At 69.5% G+C, this 16,061-nt stretch carries 15 protein-coding genes; 6 read left to right on the forward strand and 9 right to left on the reverse strand.

The features are described from left to right. Window positions 1-204: 204 nt before the first annotated feature. Entirely contained in the window at window positions 205-3,498 is a 3,294-nt protein-coding gene (gene carB, locus EV657_RS09850) for a carbamoyl-phosphate synthase large subunit (RefSeq protein ID WP_134077779.1), read from the forward strand. Window positions 3,499-3,964: 466 nt separating this feature from the next. Here carB and rplT read toward each other — a convergent pair whose 3' ends face one another. The 3 genes from rplT to pyk form a co-directional block, all read right to left on the reverse strand. Further along, window positions 3,965-4,327: a 50S ribosomal protein L20 gene (gene rplT, locus EV657_RS09855; protein ID WP_042460507.1), complete on the reverse strand. Its 363-nt coding sequence runs from the start codon at window positions 4,325-4,327 to the stop codon at window positions 3,965-3,967. 14 nt (window positions 4,328-4,341) lie between these two features. Then, a complete protein-coding gene (rpmI, locus tag EV657_RS09860) occupies window positions 4,342-4,542 on the reverse strand; it encodes a 50S ribosomal protein L35 (RefSeq protein ID WP_075785022.1) in 201 nt (66 codons plus the stop codon). Window positions 4,543-4,953: 411 nt separating this feature from the next. Then, the gene (gene pyk / locus EV657_RS09865) at window positions 4,954-6,399 is read right to left on the reverse strand and encodes a pyruvate kinase (protein ID WP_134077780.1); all 1,446 of its coding nucleotides are present in this window, start codon (window positions 6,397-6,399) and stop codon (window positions 4,954-4,956) included. A 144-nt stretch (window positions 6,400-6,543) separates the two neighbouring features. Here pyk and EV657_RS09870 point away from each other — a divergent pair, with 144 nt between their 5' ends. The 3 genes from EV657_RS09870 (at window position 6,544) to EV657_RS09880 (ending at window position 9,505) form a co-directional block, all read left to right on the forward strand. Continuing rightward, window positions 6,544-7,284, forward strand: a complete 741-nt coding sequence (locus tag EV657_RS09870) for an N-formylglutamate amidohydrolase (protein ID WP_243837532.1) — start codon at window positions 6,544-6,546, stop codon at window positions 7,282-7,284. Window positions 7,285-7,317: 33 nt separating this feature from the next. Next, entirely contained in the window at window positions 7,318-7,635 is a 318-nt protein-coding gene (locus EV657_RS09875) for a DUF1244 domain-containing protein (RefSeq protein WP_134077781.1), read from the forward strand. A 229-nt stretch (window positions 7,636-7,864) separates the two neighbouring features. Further along, window positions 7,865-9,505, forward strand: coding sequence for a SulP family inorganic anion transporter (locus EV657_RS09880; protein WP_134077782.1), 1,641 nt, complete (start codon window positions 7,865-7,867; stop codon window positions 9,503-9,505). Between the two features lie 18 nt (window positions 9,506-9,523). Here the strand turns inward: EV657_RS09880 and EV657_RS09885 are convergent, their stop codons facing one another. Both EV657_RS09885 and EV657_RS09890 read right to left on the reverse strand, forming a co-directional pair. Then, window positions 9,524-11,182 carry an ABC transporter permease gene (locus EV657_RS09885; protein ID WP_134077783.1) on the reverse strand — a complete coding sequence of 553 codons (1,659 nt, stop codon included), beginning with the start codon at window positions 11,180-11,182 and terminating at the stop codon, window positions 9,524-9,526. After that, a complete protein-coding gene (locus tag EV657_RS09890) occupies window positions 11,175-12,092 on the reverse strand; it encodes a hypothetical protein (RefSeq protein WP_134077784.1) in 918 nt (305 codons plus the stop codon). Before EV657_RS09890 ends, EV657_RS09885 begins: the two co-directional genes overlap by 8 nt. Before the next feature lie 19 nt (window positions 12,093-12,111). On the opposite strand from EV657_RS09890, the gene EV657_RS22520 reads away from it, so the two are divergent. Further along, complete coding sequence (locus EV657_RS22520) at window positions 12,112-12,234, forward strand: hypothetical protein (protein ID WP_279587386.1); 123 nt, start codon at window positions 12,112-12,114, stop codon at window positions 12,232-12,234. A 36-nt stretch (window positions 12,235-12,270) separates the two neighbouring features. On the opposite strand, the gene EV657_RS09895 is transcribed toward EV657_RS22520, so the two are convergent. Next, a complete protein-coding gene (locus tag EV657_RS09895; protein WP_075785071.1) occupies window positions 12,271-12,552 on the reverse strand; it encodes a DUF2312 domain-containing protein in 282 nt (93 codons plus the stop codon). Window positions 12,553-12,704: 152 nt separating this feature from the next. Between EV657_RS09895 and EV657_RS09900 the strand changes: the two genes are divergently transcribed. After that, window positions 12,705-12,920: a hypothetical protein gene (locus EV657_RS09900; RefSeq protein WP_075785070.1), complete on the forward strand. Its 216-nt coding sequence runs from the start codon at window positions 12,705-12,707 to the stop codon at window positions 12,918-12,920. On the opposite strand, the gene EV657_RS09905 is transcribed toward EV657_RS09900, so the two are convergent. The 3 genes from EV657_RS09905 to EV657_RS09915 all read right to left on the reverse strand — a co-directional run bounded on the left by EV657_RS09905 (window position 12,907) and on the right by EV657_RS09915 (window position 15,969). After that, window positions 12,907-15,024 (reverse strand): enoyl-CoA hydratase-related protein, encoded by a 2,118-nt coding sequence (locus tag EV657_RS09905; RefSeq protein ID WP_134077785.1) that lies wholly within the window; start codon window positions 15,022-15,024, stop codon window positions 12,907-12,909. The genes EV657_RS09900 and EV657_RS09905 overlap by 14 nt on opposite strands. Before the next feature lie 136 nt (window positions 15,025-15,160). Next, window positions 15,161-15,373, reverse strand: a complete 213-nt coding sequence (locus EV657_RS09910) for a hypothetical protein (RefSeq protein WP_075785068.1) — start codon at window positions 15,371-15,373, stop codon at window positions 15,161-15,163. A 278-nt stretch (window positions 15,374-15,651) separates the two neighbouring features. After that, the gene (locus EV657_RS09915; RefSeq protein ID WP_134077786.1) at window positions 15,652-15,969 is read right to left on the reverse strand and encodes a TraR/DksA family transcriptional regulator; all 318 of its coding nucleotides are present in this window, start codon (window positions 15,967-15,969) and stop codon (window positions 15,652-15,654) included. Window positions 15,970-16,061 lie beyond the last annotated feature (92 nt).

Here is a 16,061-nt window from a genome sequence, read left to right on the forward strand (position 1 = left end):
GCGGGTTCCTCCCCGCCCGGCAAAACGCCCCGGTCCGCCGGTTTTCCGCCAAAGGGCTGCGCGCGCACCGCTCTTCGACCCCGTCCGAAGGCGCGGACCGCCCCCGCAAGGACCGGCACGTGCCGAATTTCCCCTCGCCCACCCTTGCGCCCCAAGGCCGCTTGGCTATAACGCCCAGCAATTTGCGCAAACTGAGGGCGGGACATGCCGAAGAGAACCGATATCAAGTCCATCATGATCATCGGCGCGGGTCCCATCATCATCGGGCAGGCCTGCGAGTTCGATTATTCCGGCGCCCAGGCCTGCAAGGCGCTGCGCGAGGAAGGCTACCGGGTCATCCTGGTCAACTCGAACCCGGCCACGATCATGACCGATCCGGGCCTGGCCGACGCGACCTATATCGAGCCGATCACCCCCGAGATCGTCGCCAAGATCATCGAGAAGGAACGCCCCGACGCGCTGCTGCCGACCATGGGCGGGCAGACCGGGCTGAACACCTCGCTCAAGCTCGCCGACATGGGCGTTCTGCACAAATACGGGGTCGAGCTGATCGGCGCCAACCGCGCCGCCATCGAGATGGCCGAGGACCGCAAGCTGTTCCGCGAGGCGATGGACCGGATCGGGCTGGAAAACCCCAAGGCCGTGATCGCCAACACCATGGACGAATGCATGGCCGCGCTGGAACATGTGGGCCTGCCCGCGATCATCCGGCCCGCCTTCACGCTGGGCGGCACCGGCGGCGGCGTCGCCTATAACCGGCAGGAATTCGAGTATTACTGCAAAAGCGGGCTCGACGCCTCGCCGGTCAGCCAGATCCTGATCGACGAAAGCCTGCTGGGCTGGAAGGAATTCGAGATGGAGGTCGTCCGCGACAAGGCGGACAACGCGATCATCGTCTGCGCCATCGAGAATGTCGACCCGATGGGCGTGCATACCGGCGACTCGATCACCGTGGCCCCTGCCCTGACGCTGACCGACAAGGAATACCAGATCATGCGCAACGGCTCGATTGCCGTGCTGCGCGAGATCGGGGTCGAAACCGGCGGGTCGAACGTGCAATGGGCGATCAACCCCGCCGACGGCCGCATGGTGGTGATCGAGATGAACCCGCGGGTGTCGCGGTCCTCGGCGCTGGCTTCGAAGGCCACCGGCTTCCCGATCGCCAAGATCGCCGCGAAACTCGCCGTGGGCTACACGCTGGACGAGCTGGACAACGACATCACCAAGGTCACGCCCGCAAGCTTCGAGCCGACCATCGACTACGTGGTCACCAAGATCCCGCGCTTTGCCTTCGAGAAGTTCCCCGGCTCGAAGCCGGAACTGACCACGGCGATGAAATCGGTGGGCGAGGCCATGGCCATCGGCCGCACCATCCACGAATCGCTGCAGAAGGCGCTGGCCTCGCTGGAAACCGGCCTGACCGGCTTTGACGAGATCGACATCCCCGGCGCCCCCGACCGCGCCCAGATCGTCGCCGCGCTGACCCGGCAGACCCCGGACCGGCTGCGGATCGTCGCCCAGGCGATGCGCCATGGCCTCAGCGACGAGGACATCCACGCCGCCACCAGCTACGACCCCTGGTTCCTGGCCCGCATCCGCGAGATCGTCGATGCCGAGGCCCGGGTCCGCAAGGAGGGCCTGCCGGTCACCGAAGCAGGGCTGCGCCAGCTCAAGATGCTGGGCTTCACCGATGCGCGTCTGGCCAGGCTCAGCGGCCGCGAGGAGGATCAGGTGCGCCGCGCGCGCGACAATCTGGGGGTCCATGCGGTCTTCAAGCGGATCGACACCTGCGCCGCCGAATTCGAGGCGCAGACGCCCTACATGTATTCGACCTACGAAACCCCGGTGATGGGCGAGACCGAATGCGAGGCCCGCCCCTCGGCCCGCAAGAAGGTGGTGATCCTCGGCGGCGGCCCGAACCGGATCGGTCAGGGGATCGAGTTCGACTATTGCTGCTGCCATGCCTGCTTCGCGCTGACCGAGGCCGGGTATGAAACCATCATGATCAACTGCAACCCGGAAACGGTCTCGACCGATTACGACACCTCGGACCGGCTTTATTTCGAGCCGCTGACCTTCGAGCATGTCATGGAGATCCTGCGGGTCGAGAAGATGGCCGGCACGCTGCATGGCGTGATCGTGCAGTTCGGCGGCCAGACGCCGCTGAAGCTTGCCAATGCGCTGGAAGAGGCGGGCATCCCGATCCTCGGGACCACGCCCGATGCCATCGACCTGGCCGAAGACCGCGAGCGGTTCCAGGCGCTGGTGACCCGTCTGGGCCTGAAGCAGCCGAAAAACGCCATCGCCCATTCCGCCAAGGCCGCCCTCGAAGCCGCCGGAGAGATCGGCTATCCGCTGGTGATCCGGCCCTCCTACGTGCTGGGCGGCCGCGCCATGGAGATCGTCCGCGACACGCCCCAGCTGGAACGTTACATCGCCGAGGCCGTGGTGGTGTCGGGCAAGTCCCCGGTGCTGCTTGACAGCTATCTCTCGGGCGCGACCGAGGTCGATGTCGATGCGCTCTGCGACGGCGAGAAGGTCCATGTCGCGGGCATCATGGAACATATCGAAGAGGCGGGCGTCCATTCCGGCGACAGTGCCTGCTGTCTGCCGCCGCACCGCCTGCCCCAAGACATCGTGGCCGAGCTGAAGCGCCAGACCGAGGCGCTGGCGCTGGCGCTTGGTGTGGTCGGGCTGATGAACGTGCAATTCGCGGTCAAGGATGGCGAGATCTACCTGATCGAGGTGAACCCGCGTGCCTCGCGCACCGTGCCCTTCGTGGCCAAGGCGACCGACAGCGCCATCGCCTCGATCGCGGCGCGGCTGATGGCGGGCGAGAAGCTGAGCGCTTTCCCGATGCGCGCGCCCTACCCCGCCGAGACCAGCCCCGACACGCCGCTGCCGCTGGCCGACCAGATGTCGCTGGCCGACCCGATCATGCCGTGGTTCTCGGTCAAGGAGGCGGTGATGCCCTTTGCCCGCTTCCCGGGCGTCGATACGCTGCTGGGGCCCGAGATGCGCTCGACCGGCGAGGTCATGGGCTGGGACCGCTCCTTCCCGCGGGCCTTCCTCAAGGCGCAGATGGGCGCCGGGTCGGACCTGCCGCGCGAGGGGCAGGTGTTCCTGTCGATCAAGGATGCCGACAAGACGCCCGAACTGGTCGAAACCGCCCAGATCCTGCAGGCGCTCGGTTTCCGCATCCTCGCGACGCGCGGCACGGCGGGCTTCCTGGCCGAGAACGGGATCGAGACCACGCTGGTCAAGAAGGCCTATGAGGGCGGACGCACCATCGTCGACGTGATGAAGGACGGGCTGGTTCAGCTGGTGATGAACACCACCGAGGGCAACCGCGCGGTCGAGGACAGCCGCTCGATCCGCAACGTGGCGCTGATGGACCGCATCCCCTATTTCACGACTGCCGCGGCCAGCCATGCCGCCGCTCTGGCGATGAAATCGCGCGAGGAAGGCGAGATCGGGGTGCGCAGCCTGCAAGGCTGAGGCCCAGCGCCGCGCAAACGGACCCTCGGTCGACTTTGCGCTCGACCGAGGCCTTGTGCTTTGCCCGGACCGCCTCGGACCGGCGTTTCGGCGCCGGGGCCAGCCCTTTTTCAGGGCAGGCCGTGTGTTGAGATGTCTCGTCCGTCGCGCACGGCGGGGCCGCGACATCTCACGCTCGCCAGCCACGTCGTGACGGCCGGGGAAATGCGGCGCCGGTCAGGGCACGAGTTCGCATCCGCCGTCAGGCGCCCGTCCCTTCCCAGAGAAGCCTGCCATTCGCCACGGGCGTCCGCTGGCGGCGTCAGGACGGACCGGCTGCCCCTCCTCCATGACCCGAACAAGCAGAAGGCCGCGCAAGCAAGCTTGCGCGGCCTTCCTGTCTTTTCCCTGCCCCAGAACCGCCGCCTGCGTCAGGCACGGCCTGTTGGGCTGACCGGAGGTCTCGCGGCCCCCGGACGGCGCGGCCTCAGGCCAGCGCGGCCTTGGCTTTCTCTACGATGGCACCGAAGGCTTCGGGCTCGTTCACGGCGAGATCGGCCAGCACCTTGCGGTCGACCTCGATCCCGGCGACGGCCAGGGCATTGATGAAGCGCGAATAGGTCAGCGATTCGTCATGGGCGCGAACGGCCGCGTTGATCCGCTGGATCCAGAGCGCGCGGAAGTTGCGCTTGCGCTGCTTGCGGTCGCGGGTCGCGTACTGGTTGGCCTTGTCGACCGCCTGGGTCGCGGTGCGGAAGGCATTGCCGCGGCGGCCGTAATAGCCTTTCGCAGCCTTGATGACCTTCTTGTGACGGGCGTGGGTGGTGGTGCCGCCTTTGACTCGGGACATGGATCAGGCCTCCGTTAGCGCGAATAGGGCATGTAGGACTTGGCGAGCTTCTCGTCCGGAGCCGAGAGCATCGTCGTCCCGCGCGCGTCGCGGATGAACTTGGTGGTCCGCTTGATCATGCCGTGGCGTTTGCCGGCCTGACCCGCCTTGACCCGGCCGGTGGCCGTGACCTTGAAGCGCTTCTTGGCGCTCGACTTGGTTTTCATCTTGGGCATTTCCGTCTCCTTTCGGGCGGTGAAGGCGCGACTCGGCATGCCACAACGGCCGGTCGCACCAGGTGAGTGGCGAGCGTATAGAAAGCCCGGGGCCCGCATGCAAGGAGAAATCGCCTCGGGTCGTGTCGCGATGGACGTCGCGGGCCACCACATCGGGAAACCGCCCAAGCCGATCGCCGCGCGGGGTTTCGCCAACGGCCAGCGAGACCAGGCCGCCGCCGATCGTCACCGGAATGGCCGGGGCGCCCGGCCATAGGCCACGGCCGCGAAAAGCGCCGGGATCGCGATCAGGCAGATGGCGTTCCCGATCACGAAACAGAGGTCGGATGGCCTGCGGCCTCCGGACAGCCCAACCCTGCCCCCCGGGGTCAGTTTCGATGACCGGGTATCGCGCCCGAAGGCGAACGCGCCCTATTCGGGTTCCAGATTGAAAATCAGCCGCTCTTCGCAGGGCGCCACGCGCAGGATGTTGGTCGATCCGGGGATGTTGAAGGGCAGACCCGCGATCACGATGATCTTGTCCTCGCCCTCGCCATAGCCGCCCGATCGGGCCGCGCGGGCGGCGCTGACCACGGCCATTTTGAACCGCTCGACCTTCTCGTTGTAATAGCAGTTGATGCCCCAGCTGAGGCACAGCCGCCGCCCCGTCGCCGGAAACGGCGTCAGCGCCACGATCGGCACGCGCGGCCGTTCGCGCGAGGTCTTGAGCGCGGTCGTCCCGGATTCGGTGAAGCAGCAGATCGCCTTGATGTCGGTCGTCTCCGCGATCTCGCGCGCGGCGGACACGATGCCGTCGGCCACGGTCGAACGTTCGGCCTGGCGGCTGGCCTCGATCACCGAGCGGTAGGTCGGGTCGCTTTCGACCTCGACCGCGACATTGTCCATCATCGTCACCGCCTCGACCGGATAGCGCCCGGCGGCGGATTCGGCCGACAGCATCACCGCGTCCGCCCCCTCGTAGATCGCCGAGGCCACGTCGGACACCTCGGCCCGGGTCGGCATCGGGCTTTCGATCATCGATTCCAGCATCTGCGTCGCCACGATCACCGGCTTGGCCGCCGCCCGGCAGGAGCGCACCAGCCGCTTCTGGATCGGCGGCACGCTTTGCACCGGCAACTCGACCCCCAGATCGCCGCGGGCGACCATGATGCCGTCCGAGACCGCAAGGATCGCGTCGAAGGCCTTGACCGCCGCGGGCTTCTCGATCTTCGACAGGATCGCGGCGCGTGTGCCCACGATCTCGCGCGCCTCGATCACGTCCTCGGGGCGCTGCACGAAGCTCAGCGCGACCCAGTCGACGCCCAGATCCAGCGCGAAATGCAGGTCGTCGCGGTCCTTTTCGGACAAGGCCGCCAGCGGCAGCACCACATCGGGCACGTTCACGCCCTTGCGGTTCGAGATGGTGCCGCCGACGATCACCTCGCAATCGGCGAAATCGGGGCCATGGTCCTTCACCCGCAGCCGCAGCTTGCCGTCATTGACCAGAAGCGTCGCGCCCGGTTCGAGCGCATCGAAGATTTCCTTGTGGGGCAGTTGCACCCGATGTGCCTCGCCCGGGGTCGGATCGAGGTCGAAGCGAAAGATCTGCCCGTCTTCCAGCTCGGCCGCGCCGTTGGCGAATTGCCCGCAGCGCAGCTTGGGCCCCTGCAGATCGGCGAGGATCGCGATCGGACGGCCGGTATCGGCCTCGATCTGGCGGATCGTCGCGTGGCGCTGCGCGATTTCCTCGTGGCTGCCATGGCTCATGTTCAGCCGGAACACATCGGCCCCGGCCTCGAACAGTGCCCGGATCGTCGGGTAGTCGTTCGAGGACGGCCCCAGCGTGGCCACGATCTTGAGGTTGCGTAGACGTCTCATCCTGCCCTATCTGTCTTCAGATGACCCATGCGCAGTATGCGCCGGTGTACAATCTCTCCTTCTAGGCCGAAGCCCCCGGCGAGACAACTGGCACCTGCGTAAGGGTCTGCGCAAAAGGATGTGACGCGAAAAGGTGACATGTCGATGAACGACCGGCCATTCGAGACCGTGGGCGAGGCGCGCGGCGGGCGCTGGCTGGTCACCTGCGATCACGCCACCAACATCGTGCCGCCCTGCGTGAACGGCGGCAGCCTCGGGATCTCGCCGGCCGACATGGTCCGCCACATCGCCTGGGACCCGGGCGCGGCGGGCGTGGCCCGGGCGGTGGCCGAGGCGCTGGACGCGCCGCTGGTGCTCAGCCGCTTCTCGCGGCTGGTGATCGACCCGAACCGGGGCGAGGACGATCCGACCCTGGTGATGCGGGTCTATGACGGCACCGTGATCCCCGCGAACCGCGCCATTGCCGAGGCCGAGATCGACCGCCGCATCCGGACCTTCTGGCGGCCCTATCACACCGAGGTCGCGCGGCTTGCGGCGCGGCGGCCCGATACGGTCCTGCTGGCCATCCACAGCTTCACGCCGCAACTGAAAGGGCGCCCGCCCCGGCCTTGGCAGATCGGCATCCTGCATGCCGCCGACGACCGGCTGGCGCGGCCGCTGATCGCGCGGCTGCGCGCCGAGGGCGATCTTTGCGTCGGCGAGAACGAGCCCTATGGCGGGCATCTGCCGGGCGATTCCGTCGACCGCCATGCCGAGGCCTTCGGCCGACCGAACGTGCTGATCGAGCTGCGCAACGACGTCATCGCCTTGCCTGCCGATCAGGCCGCCTGGGGCGCGCGGCTGGCCCCGATCCTGACGGCCGCACTGGCCGAGACCGGCGCCTGAGCGCCGCCCGCCCACCGCGAAGGGAGACCCGCCATGGACGACGCCACCCGCACCGAGATCGAGGCCGCCGCCTTCCGGCGGCTCCGGCGCCACCTGATGGAGGACCGGCCCGAGGTCCAGAACATCGACCTGATGACCCTGGCCGGGTTCTGCCGCAACTGCCTGTCGCGCTGGATGGCCGAGGCCGCCGCCGAGCGCGGCGTCGCGCTGACCGAGGCCGAGGCGCGCGAGGCCTTCTATGGCATGCCCTATGCCGAGTGGAAGGCCGCCCATCAGACCGAGGCGAGCCCCGAGCAGACGGCGGCCTTCGACAGAGCCTTCGCCGTCAATGTCGGCCCGCGCAAGGACTGACCCGCCCGGCCCCGGACGCGGCGGTCGCCCCTGTCGTCCCCCGTGTCCCTGGCTCACGGCTGCCGGTCAGCGGACCTCGTTGCCAGAGGCAACGCAAGAAAGCGGTCGCATTCGCCCCCCGGATCGGGAGTAGACTGCGCCGCGACTCATGACACCGCCTTGCCGGGCGCGCCTCTTCGGGCGCGGGCCGTCCGTTGGTGCCGCGACCCGAGACCGACGGAGGCAGACGATGACCCCAACCAGCGGCCCGATGCTGCAATTCACCCCGAAGCTACTGACCGTTCTGGCCGAGGGCTACGGGCTGCGCGCCTTCCGCGCCGATCTGGTGGCCGGGCTGACCGTGGCGGTGGTGGCGCTGCCCCTGTCGCTGGCCATCGCCATCGCCTCGGGCGTGCCGCCGGATCGCGGCCTGATCACCGCCATCGTCGGCGGCTTTCTGGTCTCGGCGCTGGGGGGCAGCCGGTTCCAGATCGGCGGCCCGGCGGGGGCCTTCATCGTGCTGGTGCTGGCGACGGTCCAGCGCCACGGGCTGGACGGGCTGGCGCTTGCGACCTTCCTGTCGGGGATCTTCCTCGCCCTGGCCGGGGTGCTCCGCTTGGGCAGTTTCGTCAAGTTCATCCCCTACCCCGTCACCGTCGGTTTCACCGCCGGGATCGGCGTCATCATCCTGGCAAGCCAGATGCGGCCGTTTCTGGGGCTGACCCTCGACGGCCCCGAACCCGGCCCCTTCCTCGAGAAGATCCCCGCGCTCTGGGCCGCGCTGCCGACGCTGAGCCTGCTCGATCTGGCGATGGGCATCGGCACCTTCGGCTTCATCCTCGCCCAGCGCCGCTATGCGCCGCGCTTTCCGGGCATGCTGATGGCGATCGCGCTGGCGGGGCTGACGGTGTGGCTGTTCGACCTTCCGGTGCCCACCATCGGCAGCGCCTATGGCGGCATCGCCTCCAGCCTGCCCGCGCCGCATCTTCCGCCGCTCGGGCTCGAGAAAATCCGCGCCGTCCTGCCCGACGCGCTGGCCTTCACCCTTCTGGGCGCCATCGAGTCGCTGCTGTCGGCCGTTGTCGCGGATTCGATGACCGGGCGGCGGCACCGGTCGAACGCCGAACTGATCGGACAGGGGGCGGCCAACATGGCCTCGGCCTGTTTCGGCGGCTTCTGCGTGACCGGCACCATCGCCCGGACCGCCACCAACGTGCGCGCGGGCGCCCATGGCCCGGTTGCGGGCATGATCCATGCGCTGGCGCTGCTGGGCATGGTGCTGCTGTTGGCGCCGCTGGCCTCGGCCATTCCGCTGGCGGCGTTGGCGGGGGTGCTTGTGTCGGTCTCGCTGCACATGATCGACCTCCGCGCGATCCGGACGCTGGCGCGCACCGCCCGGGCCGAGGTCGTGGTGTTGCTGGCCACGCTGGCGATGACCGTGCTGCGCGATCTGACCGAGGCCATCGTGACCGGCCTTGCGCTGGGCGCGCTGGTCTTCCTGCACCGGCTGGCCCAGATGAGCGGGGTCGACGCGATGCTGGACGAGAGCGACACCGAAAGCCGCCCCGAGGACCGCGGCCAGAGCCGCCAGACCGTCGTTCTGCGCCTGACCGGGGCCTATTTCTTCGGCTCGGCGCCGGTGATCGAAAGCGTGCTCGACCGGATCGCGGCGCGGCCGCGCCACCTGATCCTCGACATGGCCGATGTGCCGCTGCTGGACATGACCGGCGCGCACAGCCTGACGGGCTTCGTGCGCAAGGCGCTCGATCAGGGGATGGCGGTGACGCTGGCGGGCACGAGGCCGCCGCATATGACGATGCTGCAGGCGGCAGGCCTGCCCGCGGAGGCCCGGAGCGCGCCCGATGTGTCGGCCGCCCGGGCTGCGGCCTGACCCCTCGGGGCCAAACGCTCAGCGGTTGGCGCGCGCCAACAGGCCGACCGCGACGAGCCCCACCAGACAGACCAGAAGCGCCGCGGGCGAGGCATCGCCGAGGTTCTCTAAGCTCGCCTTGTCATAGACCCGCGTCGCCAGCGTGTTGTAGTTGAACGGCCGCAGCAGCAGCGTCGCCGGAAGCTCCTTGACGCAATCGACGAACACCAAGAGCAGCGCGGTACCGATCGAGGTGCGGATCAGCGGCAGGTACACCGATGTCAGCGTGCCCCGCGCGGTCCGGCCCAGCGACCGCGCCGCCATCGGCAGGCTGGGCGCGATCCGCCCCATCGCGGCATCGGCCGCGCCTTGCGCGATGGCGAAGAAGCGCACCCCATAGGCATAGACGATGGCAAAGGCCGACCCGGTCATCAACAGCCCCGGATCGGCGCCGAAGAGCCAGACCCAGGCATCGGCCAGCGCATTGTCGGCCGCGGCCATCGGGATCAGAAGCCCGACCCCGAGCACCGCGCCGGGCGCCGCATAGCCGATGGTGGTGACCGGTAACAGAATCCGGGGCAGCGTCCGGCCGGTCAGCCGCACACCATAGACCAGGAAAAGCCCTGCCGCGACGGTCAGCGCGGCGGCGATGCCGCCCACCGTCAGGGTGTGCAGCAGCGCCCGGATCAGCCCCGGATCGGCCCAGCCCTCGGGATTGGCCAGCGCGTGGCTGAGGATCACCCCCACCGGCAGCGCGAAACCGACCGCGACCGGCAGCGCGCAGGCCAGCGTCGCGACCCATCCGGCGATACCCTCAAGCTGCACCGGGACCAGCGGGCGGTGATGCCGGCCGAGCGCATGAAAGCGCAGGTTCCGGCGGCTGACCTTCTCCAGCGCGACCAGCGCCAGGATCACCGCCAGGATCACCCCCGCGATCTGCGCGGCGCCGCCCGCATTGCCGCCCTCCAGCCAGACCGAGAAGATCCCGGCGGTCAGGGTCTGCACCGCGAAATATTCAACCACGCCGAAATCGTTCACAGTCTCCATCATCGCGATGGCCGCGCCCGCGGCGATGGCGGGTCGCGCCAGCGGCAGGCCGACCCGCCAGAACAGCCCGACCGGCCCCGCCCCCAGCGCCCGCGCCACCTCGTAGGCCGCGCCCGACTGTTCGCGAAACGCCGCCCGCGCAAGCAGATAGACGTAGGGATACAGCGCAGCGGACAGCACCAGAACCGCCGCGCCGCGCGACCGGATCTCGGGGAACCAGTAGTCCCGCGCGTTCTGCCAGCCGAACAGCGACCGCAGCACGGTCTGCACCGGCCCCGCATATTCCAGGAAATCGACCAGCGCATAGGCGCCGACATAGGCAGGGATCGCCAGCGGCAGCAGCAGCAGCCATTCCAGCCAGCGCGCGCCCGGAAAGCGGTACATCGACACCAGCCAGGCCGCGCCCGCCCCCACCGCCGAGGCCAGCACCGCCACCCCGCCCATCATCGCCAGCGTATTGGTCAGATAGCGCGGCAGCGTGGTCGCGATCAGATGCGGCCAGATGTTCTCGTCGGGGGTCAGCGCCAGAACGACCACCGACAGGATCGGCAGCAGCACCAGCGCCGCGATCGCCAGCGCTCCGGCCGACCAGGGATCGGGCCGCAGCCTAAGCGGCCGCCGCCGGTTAACTTGAGCAATTTGGTCAGCCATGACGCCGTGGGTAGCGCAAAGCGAAATTTCTGTCCAGAATATGCCGCGCGGGTCTGCCGGAAGGGTCAGGCCTCGAAAGGCCCGCCCTGGCCCCGGCATCGCCCGGGGAAAAACCGCCAGAAGGCAGGCCGGAAGGCAGGCCGGAAGGCAGGCCAGAAGGCAGGAACGAGAAGGCAGGGGCAGGAAGGATGCCGTCTTTCCTATCGGGACGCATCGCACGGATGACGGCCTGCTGGTCCGCAGCCTGATCCGCAACCGCGGGACCCCGGCCGCGCATGGCGTGGCGGGACCCGATCCGCGAAGCTATCGCCCGGTGCTGCGCGAGATGCCGGTGGCGCTGCGCGGCGCGCCCGCCACCGACAAGATGCAAACGGCCATGCTGCAGGCCGCGCTGGACGGCGCGACGGCCGAACGGCTGGTGCTGACCAACCCCTCGTTCCTGTGCATGCCGCAGAAGGCGCTGGCCCAGCACATGCTGTATCCGATGGCGGGGGAAAAGGCGCATTGGCTGGCCCAGTTCTTTCCCGGCGCCCGCCAGTGCTTCCTGTCCGGGCTGCGCAATCCGGCGATCTTCGTTCCGGCGCTGTTCGCCCTGCCGAGAGAGCGCGACCTCGCGGCCTTCATCGCAGGCGCGGACCCGGTGCGGCCCTCGTGGAAGGATCCCGTCCAGCGCATCCGCAATGCCCTGCCCGGGGCCGAGCTGACGGTCTGGTGCAACGAGGATACGCCGCTGATCCGGCCCGATGTGATGCGGGTCGCGGCAAGCGGCGGGGCCACGGACCTTGCCGGGGGCGACGCGGTTCTTGCCAAGGTCATCACCCCGGCCGGTCTTGCCCGGCTCAACGGGTTCCTGGCCGACAGTCCGGCGCTCGACCCGGCGGCCCGGCGGCCCGGCGGCCTTTCTCGACAAATACGCGATCCCCGAGGCGGTGGAGGAAGAGACCGACCTGCCGGGCTGGGCCGGCGGGCAGATCGAGACGAGAACCGACCGCTATGCCGAAGACAACGCCGCCATTGCCGCGATGCCCGGCATCCGCTTTCTCGCCGCCTGATCCCGGGACGCCCGCCCCAAAAGGGGCGGCGCGCGGTCAGGCCATGCCCAGCGCTTCCTTGTAAAGTTCGAGGATCGCCTCTTCCTCGGCGATGTCGTCCTTGTCGCGCTTGCGCAGAGAAATCACCTTGCGCATCACCTTGGTGTCGTAGCCGCGCGCCTTGGCTTCGGCCATCACCTCTTTCTGCTGGTCCGCGAGGTCCTTCTTCTCGGCCTCGAGCCGCTCGAACCGCTCGATGAACTGCCGCAGCTCGCCGGCGGTGACGCGGTACGTGCTGTCGGCAGAGCGGGTGTCGTCCTGCTCGTCCTCGATCTCCATCGGGTCCTTGTCCTTCTGTCTGCTCGGGCTGTCTGCCCCGGCTGTCTGCCCGGGGTCCTGACGTAGCGAAGCGCCCCCTCTGCCGCAAGACCCTTGCGCGCCGGAAGAGGTTGGACTAGGCGCGGGTGCGCCAAGCCAAGGAGGAGGATGCGATGGACGCGTTGATCTGGGCCGGAGCGGCCGTGTCGGTGATGGGGCTGGCCGGTATCGTCTGGTGCATCCGCAACATGCTGAGCGCGCGTGGCGCCAACCTGCCCGAGCCCGAGATGCGCGCCCGGCTGCAAAAGGCGGTGGCCCAGAACATGGCCGCGCTCGCTTTGTCGGCGGTGGGGCTGATGATGGTCGTCATCGGCATCATGCTGGGCTGAGCGCGCCCCGGCCCGGCGCCTCGATCCGCGACAGCGCGCGCCCGGTCTTGATCGCCTCGGCGATCAGCGGATCGAGGTCCCAAAGCCCGCCCTGCGGCCGCCCGGCCGCCATGTGGCGCAGGGTCTTGCGCAGCGACAGGAGCCCGGCCTCGTCGGCTGCCCGCATCGGCCCGCCGCGCCAGCGCGCGACGCCCAGCCCATGGACCGCCGCAAGGTCCAGATCGGCGGCCCGGCGCACCACCCCGCGCCCCAGCATCGCCGCCCCGGCCTGCACCATCCCGGCCAGAACGCGCGCCTGGATCGCGGCCCGGGAAAAGCTGCGCGGCGGGACCGCGCCCAGCACCTCGCGGGCCGCAGCGGCGATCTCGGCCACCTGCGGATCGGGGTCGGCCGCGCCTCCGGGGCCGTACCGATAATACCCGCGCCCGGCGAGATAGCCGTCGCGCCCCTCGCGCACCAGCTGGCCCAGAATCAGCGTCGGCCGCGCCTCGGGATCGTCGCCGCCGGGCTGGCGCCGACGCAGCGCCAGCAGCATCGGCAGACCGACGCGGTCGGCCATGCGGTAAGGCCCATGGGCCATGCCCCAGGCCTGCATCGCCGCATCGACCTCGGCCGGGGCAGCCCCGGCCTCGACCGTCGCATCGGCCGCGTCGAGCGCCCCCAGCAAAAGCCCCAGCGTCGGGCTTTCGGTCTCGGAGACCAGAACCAGCCGTTCCAGCCGCCGCGCCAGGTCGCACAGCACGGCTGTCGCGCGCGGGCCGGTGCGGGGCGAGCGCACGATCTCGGCCAGGCGGGTGCCCGGCACCGCGTCGGGCAGATGAAACCAGAGCGTGTCAGCCTCGCGCCCCGCCGGAGCCCCCAGGGCCGAGGGGCTCGCCAGCACCCCGGTCGCGGCCAGCACCGCCCCCGGTGCGGCCGTGCGCGCAAGATCGGGGAAGCGCGCCTGCCGATCGCTCATCCGCCCGCCCCCGGCCTCGATCAAAAGCTCGCAGCCCGACAGTGCGGCGGGGCCGACCCCGCCCGACAGCCGCGACCGGTAGCGGACCCGCGTCGCCTCGTCCCACCCGGCCGCTGTCCGGGCCCCATCCAGAAGCGCCTCGACCTCGGCGATGACGCGGTCCAGCGCGGCGGCGTCGGGGGCCCCCAGCCGCACCGCCGGCCCGGTCGCCAGAAGCGCTGCCCCCAGCGCGGCCGCCCCCGGCCCCCAGCCCCAAAGCCCGATCCGCCGGGGCAGGATGGCGGGATCGGCCACCGCCCGCATTTCGTCCCGCACGCGCCGCTCGGCCCGCGCCAGATGGCAGAGCGCGCGATGCGCGGCACTGTCGCGGCAATCCTCGACCGCCGCCGCCTCATAGGCCAGCGCCGCCTCGAAGGGCAACAACGCCGCCGCCTCGACGCAATCGAGAATGGCCCCCCGTGCGCGCAGCGGCCCGCCGGGGTCGAGCGCCCCCTTCAGACGTTGCACCGCCGCCTGCAGGGACCGGAAATCGGGCAGCGGCCGCGACGGCGCGGGCCGCGGCCCCGCATGTTCGGCCAGAAGCCCCAGCGCGAAGCGCAGGCCCGCCGCATCGACATCGCCATCGACCACCGCATCGAAAAGCCCGGCCTGACGTGCGCGGGCCGACGGCACCGCCCGGCCCGACAGCATCATGTCGAGCGCGGTCGCCGGATCGGTCAGACGCGGCAGGCGCAGCGTCGTGCCCGCCTGCGGCGGCAGCTCCAGCGCGATGTCGGGCAGCCACAGCTCGGCCTCGCGCGCGGCGACGCGGTAATGGCAGGCCAGCGCCAGTTCGCAGCCCCCGCCCGAGGCCGGCCCCGGCAAAAGCGCCACCACCGGCACCGCGGCCGTGTCGATGAGTTCCGCGATCGCGCCCAGCGGAACTGCGGGGCCACCCTCGTCCTGCGCATCGGGAAGGCCCATGGAAAACACCGCCCCGCGCGCCGCGATCAGGACCGCGCGGGTGTTGCGGGCCGCAAGCGCCGCAGTCAGCGCGGCCTCCAGCGCGTCGCGCAGCGGTGCGGTCAGGGCGTTGTCGGGCGGTGCGTCCAGCACCAGGCGCACCACGCCCGGAGCCGGATGTTCTGCTGTCACAGGGCGCGTCATCGCTCGGTCCCCCGTCCGGCCGGACCCGGCGCGACGGCAGCGCGCAAGGACCCGGGATCATCCCGGGGCCATTTGGGACAAGCGTGAGCCGAAACGCAATATCCGGAAGACGCGCGCCCTTGTCCGGGCCCGGGCCTCAGACCGGCATGTCGTCGTAGAGATCGTCGGAATCGTCGTCCTCGAGTTCCTGCTCGAGCCGCAGGATGTCCTCGGGAACCGGCAGGCCCAGCGCATGCATCTCGGCGATCTTGCCGCGCAGTTCTTCCTGCAGGACGTGACGGTCCTCGGGCCGTTTCTCGATCTCTTCGAGGATCAGAGCGATCCCTGCCTTGAGTTGTTCGAACGCCATCCGTGTCTCCCTGTCATGGTTCTGCAGGTCTGCGCGGTCTCGCAGGCCGCCCGATCATCCTCGCCCGCCGAGGCCGAGGCAAGGGCCCACGGACTGTGGCAGCCCTTGGTCCTGAGCTGACGGTTGACCTGGCTGGCCACCGCTCCGCTGGTCAGAAGGTTCTCGATCCGGGCCCGGATCAGGGCGCGGGTTTCCTCGGGGACGGCGCTGTTGGAAAATCCTGGCATACGGCTGGTTCGGCTCGCTTGGCTCATGGGGCGGGTCCTATACAGCGGCCGTTACCGGGCGCAGATGCGACAAAATGGCGTTGCGGGCACGAGATCCAGCCGCTCTGCGGAGATCTCGTCGCCGCAGCGCACACAGAAACCGTAGCTGCCATCTTCGAGTCGCGCGAGGGCTGCGCGGATCTGCCGGACCTTGGCCAGGCCCGAACTGCCCATGCCCTGCAACACCTCGTCTTCCTCGCGCTCGACCGCAAGCTCCCCCCAATCTTTCGACTGATGGGTGTCGAGTTCGGCCTCGATGTCCTGCAGCCGACCGTCGAGTTCGGCCAGCCGTTTCAGCAACTGGCGCTTTCTGTCCTGAAGCGTTGCCATGGTCCCCCCCCAGGATGGCCAATCCCATGACTGTGGCATTATGGCAGAATTCGGGCATTGACACATATCAAATCGACCTGAACGCGCATTGA

The organism is Rhodovulum visakhapatnamense, assembly GCF_004365965.1.
GTDB classification, from domain to species: Bacteria; Pseudomonadota; Alphaproteobacteria; order Rhodobacterales; family Rhodobacteraceae; genus Rhodovulum; species Rhodovulum visakhapatnamense.

Bases quoted from the DNA above. Each gene is read 5' to 3' on its own strand.
- carB (WP_134077779.1), top strand. From the start codon at position 205: ATGCCGAAGAGAACCGATATCAAGTCCATCATGATCATCGGCGCGGGT.
- rplT (WP_042460507.1), bottom strand. From the start codon at position 4,327: ATGTCCCGAGTCAAAGGCGGCACCACCACCCACGCCCGTCACAAGAAG.
- rpmI (WP_075785022.1), bottom strand. From the start codon at position 4,542: ATGCCCAAGATGAAAACCAAGTCGAGCGCCAAGAAGCGCTTCAAGGTC.
- pyk (WP_134077780.1), bottom strand. From the start codon at position 6,399: ATGAGACGTCTACGCAACCTCAAGATCGTGGCCACGCTGGGGCCGTCC.
- EV657_RS09870 (WP_243837532.1), top strand. From the start codon at position 6,544: ATGAACGACCGGCCATTCGAGACCGTGGGCGAGGCGCGCGGCGGGCGC.
- EV657_RS09875 (WP_134077781.1), top strand. From the start codon at position 7,318: ATGGACGACGCCACCCGCACCGAGATCGAGGCCGCCGCCTTCCGGCGG.
- EV657_RS09880 (WP_134077782.1), top strand. From the start codon at position 7,865: ATGACCCCAACCAGCGGCCCGATGCTGCAATTCACCCCGAAGCTACTG.
- EV657_RS09885 (WP_134077783.1), bottom strand. From the start codon at position 11,182: ATGGCTGACCAAATTGCTCAAGTTAACCGGCGGCGGCCGCTTAGGCTG.
- EV657_RS09895 (WP_075785071.1), bottom strand. From the start codon at position 12,552: ATGGAGATCGAGGACGAGCAGGACGACACCCGCTCTGCCGACAGCACG.
- EV657_RS09900 (WP_075785070.1), top strand. From the start codon at position 12,705: ATGGACGCGTTGATCTGGGCCGGAGCGGCCGTGTCGGTGATGGGGCTG.
- EV657_RS09905 (WP_134077785.1), bottom strand. From the start codon at position 15,024: ATGACGCGCCCTGTGACAGCAGAACATCCGGCTCCGGGCGTGGTGCGC.
- EV657_RS09910 (WP_075785068.1), bottom strand. From the start codon at position 15,373: ATGGCGTTCGAACAACTCAAGGCAGGGATCGCTCTGATCCTCGAAGAG.
- EV657_RS09915 (WP_134077786.1), bottom strand. From the start codon at position 15,969: ATGGCAACGCTTCAGGACAGAAAGCGCCAGTTGCTGAAACGGCTGGCC.